The organism is Thalassolituus sp. UBA2009, from assembly GCF_002335285.1.
Taxonomy (GTDB): domain Bacteria; phylum Pseudomonadota; class Gammaproteobacteria; order Pseudomonadales; family Oceanobacteraceae; genus Venatoribacter; species Venatoribacter alkanivorans.
This window is the reverse complement of record NZ_DDCJ01000023.1, coordinates 16,082-17,610: the sequence shown is the minus strand read 5'-3', so window position 1 is coordinate 17,610 and position 1,529 is coordinate 16,082. Positions and strand designations below refer to the sequence as shown.

Annotated in this window: 1 protein-coding gene; it reads left to right on the top strand. The window is 58.1% G+C overall.

Going from position 1 to position 1,529, the window contains the following annotated elements; genetic code table 11:
- Positions 1–224: 224 nt before the first annotated feature.
- Positions 225–1,529 (top strand): MATE family efflux transporter (locus B3P58_RS02810; RefSeq protein WP_286715992.1); only part of this gene is annotated, 1,305 nt, incomplete at its 3' end.

Genomic DNA, 1,529 nt, shown 5'->3' with positions numbered 1-1,529 from the left:
CGGCAATACGGCGAATGATGAAACAATCAGGGCTTGGCGACGCATAGCATCCTCTCTGCGCAAAAAAACTTGCCGGCAGGTTAGCGACAGGGGGGGATCTGTGCAAGGGCAGGACGGGATAAAGGCCCGGCTGGCGGAACAGTGCGTAGCACAAAGCCAGCCTGTGCTTGTGCGGTTTTAGTGTAGAGTGTGCGCAGAAAAACAATACGCATAAGGATGCCAGTGTGCGCCAAGCCATTCTCAGCGGCCCGGTTAACCGGACACTCTACAGCCTGACTCAGCCGATGGTGCTGGGCATTATGGCGGTCTTCTTTTTCAATATGGTCGATACCTGGTTTATCAGCCTGCTCGGCACCGAAAGTCTGGCAGCAGTGGGCTTTGCTATGCCGGTCACCATGCTGGTGATGAATCTGGCGATTGGTCTTGGCATTGCCATGTCCGCTTTAATTGCGCGCGCGGTGGGCGCCGATGACAACCTGCAGGCACAGCGTGCCGCAATGGCGGGCTTGCTGCTCAGTTTATTGCTGGGCGTGGTGATTGCCGTGGCGGGTTGGCTGAGCAATGACGCCCTGTTCCGTTTGCTGGGTGCCGGTGATGAGCTGTTGCCGGAAATCCGCCGTTTTATGGTGTTCTGGTGGCCCGGCGCCATCGTACTGTTGCTGATGATGATGCAGAACAGTGCCATGCGGGCAACCGGTAATACCAAACTGCCATCGCAGATGATGATGGTGGCTGCGGTGCTGAATGCGTTACTCGATCCGCTGCTGATTTTTGGCTGGGGGCCATTGCCGGGAATGGGTATTGGTGGCGCGGCGCTGGCCAGTGCGCTGTGCTGGATTCTGGTGCTGCTGGTGATTATGACCCGCCAGCGCCGTGAAGGTTATATCAGCCGTCATGGCATGGGCTGGCACGATGTGCGGGTATTGTGGAAACGAATGCTGCAGCTGGGTGTTCCGGCGATGGTCACCAATATGATGGTGCCGGTGGCCGGTGCCATTCTGCTGGTGATGGTGGCGCCGCTGGGGCCGGAAGCCGTGGCTGGTTTTGGTGTCGGCATGCGTCTGGAGCCATTCGCCATCGTGGTCATTCTGGCACTGACTTCAACCTTACCGGTGTTTGTTGCGCAGAATCATGCCGCCGCTCAGTACGACCGTATCTGGCAGGCCCTGTACAGCAGCTTCCGTTTTCTGGCCTTGTGGCAGGGAGCGGTGTGTTTGATTTTCTGGGTTACGGGTCATTGGCTGGCGCAGCTGTTTTCCGCTGATCCGGCGGTGCAGCAAAGTATTGTCGAGTACGTACGCTGGCTGCCGCTGGGCTATGCCGGTATGGGGATTGTGCTGTGTGTGAATTCTGCGCTGAACTCCCTGCAGCGTACCCAGACCTCGATGGTGATTAACTTTGTCCGCCTGTTTGCCTTTTATGTGCCCGGCGCCTTTATTGGTGCAGAGCTGGGTGGCTATCCGGGCCTGCTGATTGGCGCGGCGGCAGGTAATCTGCTGATGGGTGGATTGTTGCTGTGGCGGGTGCGG